This is a genomic window from Actinomycetota bacterium (genome assembly GCA_005774595.1).
In the GTDB taxonomy this organism is placed as follows: Bacteria; Actinomycetota; Coriobacteriia; order Anaerosomatales; family D1FN1-002; genus D1FN1-002.
On record VAUM01000143.1, the window covers coordinates 1 to 4,648 of the forward strand.

Here is a 4,648-nt window from a genome sequence, read left to right on the forward strand (position 1 = left end):
GTAGGGCGCGGGCCGCCCGCTCGCGTCGGCGAGCGAGGCGCGCCACGGCTCGGGTGTCTCATCGTCGGGCTCGGCCTCGAGCAGCTCGGCGAGCACGTTCGTCCACGCGAGCGGGACGACCGACCACCACGCGTAGCCGCCGCCTCCGCACGCCGCGATGCGTCCGCCGAACGCCTCGCGCGCGACCGTGACCGCGCCGCGCACGAGCGAGCGGTGCCCATCGAGCGTCAGGCCGAGCGAGGTGAGCGGGTCGGCGAAGTGGGCGTCGGCTCCGCACTGCATCACGAGCGCGGCGGGTGCGAAGGCGCGCAGCGCAGGCGCCACCACGCGTTCGAACGCGAGCGCGTAGCACGCGTCGCTCGCGTACGGGGGCATCGGGACGTTGAGCGCGAAGCCCGCGCCGTCGCCGGTGCCGCACTCCGACGGGAAGCCGGTGCCGGGGAACAGGTAGCGGCCCGACTCGTGCAGCGAGATCGTGAGGATCTCGTCGGTCTCGTAGAAGGCTTCCTCGACGCCGTCGCCGTGGTGCGCGTCGATGTCGAGGTAGGCCAGCCGCACCCCCGGCCGGTCGCGGCGTGCCGCAGCGATCGCGACCGCGGGGTCGTTGTAGACGCAGAAGCCGGCCGCGCGGTCGCGGTGGGCGTGGTGCAGACCTCCGGCGACGTTGAACGTGCGCTCGGCACGGCCGTCGAGCACGGCCGCCAACCCGAGCACCGCACCGCCGCAGATCAGCGCGGAGGTCTCGTGCATGCGGGGCGCGACGGGGTTGTCGGCGGTGCCCAGGCCGTGCGCGGGGTCGTCGGGGTAGGGCGGCGCCGAGCAGCGCTTCACCGCGTCCACGTACGCGCGCGAGTGGACGAGCAGCAGGTCGTCGTCGCTCGCTGCGGACGGCGCGACGGTGCGCGCCCGCCCCGGCCCGTCCCCGAGCAGCCCCAGCGCCTCCATGAGCGACACCGAGAACGCGACGCGCTCCGGGCGCAGCGGGTGCATCTCGCCGAGGTCGTAGTCGTCGAGAGCGGGGTCGTAGATGAGCGCGACGTCGGGCATGGCGGCAACCTCCCCCCAGCTAGCGTAGCAGGCGCACGGCGCACTTCGCGGCGCGCGCCTGCGTCCGGTCGGCGGTGACGAGCACGGCGTCGACCAGTTCCGCGAGGGCCACATAGGCTGCATCGTAGACGGGCAGGCCGCGCTGAGCGGCGATCGTGGCGGACTCGATCAGCAGGTCGCGTTCGAGCGGGACGATGAGGACGTCGAACCCCATGAGCGTGTCGACGCATCTCGTGACCTCGTCTGTCACACGCCGCCGGCCGAGCACATGGGTGACCTCGAGCAGGAAGTGTTCCGGCGCCAGGAGTGCGACCCGGCCGGCGGAGTGCTCTTCAAGCAGGTCGGCCGCCACGTCGGCGCTCGGTTCGTGTGTGTCGAACCACTTGAAGCCGGCGGACGCGTCGATGACGACCGGCGTCCCCGTCCAGACACGGAGATCGTCAGGCACGCTCATCCTCCTCGTCGACCTTCGGCGCCCAGTCGGGATACGAATAGCGCAACTCCCGCAGGATGGTCAGGCCGTCGGGCCCTGGTGGCAGACGGCTGCCGATCTCCGCCGCGGTGCGTTGCGCCGCCAGGATCCGCTCCTGCCGCTCATCGCGCGCACGGCCCGCCCTCACCTCGGCCGCGTAGCGCGCGCCGGCCTCCTGGATGAACCCGCTACGCGTCTTGCCGGCCGCCGCCGCCGCCTCGTCGATCTCGGCCAGCAGGCCGTCGGGGAGGGTGATGTTGATCCTCGCCATGGCGCACCTCCGATACACACTCCGAGTACACACTCGCACCGTACGCCCGGGGTCTGACACCGTCAACCGCGGGCTCGCGGCGGCCTGCCGCGGTCCGTGTCAGACCCCCCGCGCATACTGCGGGACGCCGCCTCGGGGTGGGCGGCGCTACCGAAGGAGGTCCTTTCGTGGACACGCACATCGAAGGCATGCTCTCCGCTATCCGGCTCGGCGAGCCGAGCGCCTGCGGGGCGCTCACGCTGCTGCCGGTCTTCGCCCCGCAGGCCGGCGGGCCGCGCTACGTGACCCTCGGCGAGGCGATGGAGGCCGGCACCCTGACGGTCACCGAGGTCGACCGGGGCGGCAGCGTCCCCGAACTTGCCGCCCGCAACGACGGCGGCACGTCCGTGCTCATCCTCGCCGCGTATCCGTAGCGCGCGCGCCGAGAGGCTCCGCCGCCGAGAGGTTCCTTGCCGAGAGGTTCCTTCTCGCGCCCGCGCGCGTTGGCGTACACTATGCATTCCGCGCCCGCCCTCCGGGCGCGCCGACGCTGCCCGACACGGAGGTACCCGCAGGTGGATTCCAAGTCAGCGCTCGAACTGCCGGTGGAGAGCAAACTCGGCAAGGTCAAGGTCAAGCTCGACGACACCACGCTGCGCGACGGCGAGCAGACCGCCGGCGTCGTCTTCTCCAACCACGAGAAGATCCGCATCGCCAAGCTCCTCGACGAGATCGGCGTCGAGCAGATCGAGGCCGGCATCCCGACGATGGGCGGCGACGAGCGCGACGTCATCGAGCAGATCGCCGGCCTCGGCCTCAACGCGTCGGTGCTCGGCTGGAACCCGGCGCAGGTCGAGGCGATCAAGACCTCGATCGACTGCGGCGTTGACGCCATCGCCATCTCGCTGGCCACGAGCGACATCCACATCGAGACCAAGCTGATGAAGGACCGCGCATGGGTCCTCAAGACCATCGCCGAGTGCGTGGCGTTCGCGAAGGCGGAGAAGCCCGACCTGTACATCTCGGTCAATGCCGAGGACGCCTCGCGCACGGAGATCGGCTTCCTCATCGAGTACGCGAAGACGGCCGCCAAGGAGGGCGCGGACCGCATCAGGTTCTGCGACACCATCGGCCTGATGGAGCCGTTCCGGATGTACAAGATGATCAAGCACCTCATCGACGAGACCGGCATGGAAGTCGAGATGCACACGCACAACGACTTCGGAATGGCCGTCGCGAACGCGCTGGCCGGCATCCACGCGGGCGCGAGCTGGGTCAACGTGACTGTGGGCGGACTCGGCGAGCGCGCGGGCAATGCGGCGCTCGAGGAGGTCGTCATGGCCTTGAAGCACATCGAGGGCGCGGACATCCCGTACGACACCGCGCGCTTCCGCGAGATCGGCGAGTACGTCATGGGCGCCGCCGGCCGTCAGATCCCCGTGTGGAAGTCGGTCATCGGTACGAACATGTTCGCGCACGAGTCGGGCATCCACGCCGACGGAGTCATCAAGAACCCGAAGACCTACGAGGTCTTCCCGCCCGACGAGGTGGGCCTGACCCGCCAGATCGTCGTCGGCAAGCACTCCGGCTCCAAGACGCTCGTGCTCAAGTTCCACGAGTACGGCCTCGACCTCACCAAGGAGGAGGCCACCGAGTTGCTCCCGCGCGTGCGGGCCGTCGCGGTCGAACTCAAGCGTGCGCTGTTCGACAAGGAACTGCTCTACATCTACAAGGATTGGATGCTCGAGAAGACCGGCCACGAGGCCGGCAAGGGCAAGAAGCCCGAGTAGGGCGGCGCTCCGCTTTCGGCACGGAACCCCGCGCGGCGCCCGCGACGACAGGCGCCGCGCTCGCATGAAGGACGGGTGGTAGCGATACCAGGCAAGACCATCGCTGAGAAGATCTTCTCGACACACTCCGGCACCGATGCCCGCGCGGGTGACATCGTCGTAGCCGACGTCGACTTCGTGATGGGCCAGGACGGCACGAGCCCGCTGGCCATCCGCGCGCTCGAGCGCATGGGTGTGGAGCGCGTGTTCGATCCGGCCAAGGTCGCGGTGGTCATGGACCACAGCTCGCCGTCGCCGCTCGAGGGCGTCAGCGCCCTGCACACGCAGATGCGCGAGTTCGGCAAGCGCACCGGGGCCACCGTCTACGACGTCGGCGAGGGCGTGTGCCACCAGCTCATCCCAGAGAAGGGCCACGTCGTCGCGGGCGACCTGATGGTCGGGTGCGACTCGCACACCTGCACCTACGGCGCGCTCAACGTCTTCTCGACCGGCGTGGGCTCGACTGACGGTGCTGCCGCGATGGCGGCCGGCAAGCTGTGGTTCAAGGTGCCCGACAGTGTGAGGGTCACCTACGACGGCGCGCTGCAGCCGGGTGTGTTCAGCAAGGACCTCATCCTGCACCTCGCCGGGCAGATCGGCGCCGACGGCGCCACGTACGAGGCGCTGGAGTTCCACGGCCCCGTGATCGACGCGCTGTCGGTCGAGGCGCGCATGACCATCTCGAACATGGCGATCGAGGTCGGTGCGAAGGCGGGCCTCATGAAGGCCGACGCCAAGACCCTCGCGTGGTTCGAGGGCCGCGGCCCCAAGACGCCGCACCCGCAGGACCCGGACGCCGACGCCGTCTACGCCCGCGCGCTCACCTACGACGCGTCGGCCATCGGGCCGCAGGTCGCCAAGCCGCACGCGGTCGACAACGTCTCGCCGATCGAGGAGGTCGCGGGCACGCCGATCGCCCAGGGCGTCATCGGCACCTGCACCAACGGCCGCCTCGAGGACCTCGCCATCGCCGCGGGCGTCCTGAAGGGCCGCCGCATCCATCCTGACGTGCGGCTCATCGTCGCGCCCGCGTCGCGCGCGATCCTGCTC

6 protein-coding genes are annotated in these 4,648 nt (G+C 70.4%); 3 read left to right on the forward strand and 3 right to left on the reverse strand.

Annotation, left to right across the window (positions count from 1 at the left end):
* The 3 genes from FDZ70_06570 to FDZ70_06580 all read right to left on the reverse strand — a co-directional run.
* Window positions 1-1,170, reverse strand: a 1,170-nt coding sequence (locus FDZ70_06570; GenBank protein TLM76503.1) for an acetoin utilization protein AcuC, incomplete at its 3' end; no start/stop codon positions are given.
* Complete coding sequence (locus FDZ70_06575; GenBank protein ID TLM76504.1) at window positions 1,067-1,501, reverse strand: type II toxin-antitoxin system VapC family toxin; 435 nt, start codon at window positions 1,499-1,501, stop codon at window positions 1,067-1,069. The genes FDZ70_06575 and FDZ70_06570, both read right to left, overlap by 104 nt.
* Window positions 1,488-1,790 (reverse strand): ribbon-helix-helix protein, CopG family, encoded by a 303-nt coding sequence (locus tag FDZ70_06580; protein TLM76505.1) that lies wholly within the window; start codon window positions 1,788-1,790, stop codon window positions 1,488-1,490. Before FDZ70_06580 ends, FDZ70_06575 begins: the two co-directional genes overlap by 14 nt.
* A 167-nt stretch (window positions 1,791-1,957) precedes the next feature.
* On the opposite strand from FDZ70_06580, the gene FDZ70_06585 reads away from it, so the two are divergent.
* The 3 genes from FDZ70_06585 to FDZ70_06595 all read left to right on the forward strand — a co-directional run.
* Window positions 1,958-2,203, forward strand: a complete 246-nt coding sequence (locus FDZ70_06585) for a hypothetical protein (protein TLM76506.1) — start codon at window positions 1,958-1,960, stop codon at window positions 2,201-2,203.
* Between the two features lie 81 nt (window positions 2,204-2,284).
* A complete protein-coding gene (gene nifV, locus FDZ70_06590; protein TLM76507.1) occupies window positions 2,285-3,559 on the forward strand; it encodes a homocitrate synthase in 1,275 nt (424 codons plus the stop codon).
* 75 nt (window positions 3,560-3,634) lie between these two features.
* Window positions 3,635-4,648 (forward strand): homoaconitate hydratase family protein (locus FDZ70_06595; protein ID TLM76508.1); only part of this gene is annotated, 1,014 nt, incomplete at its 3' end.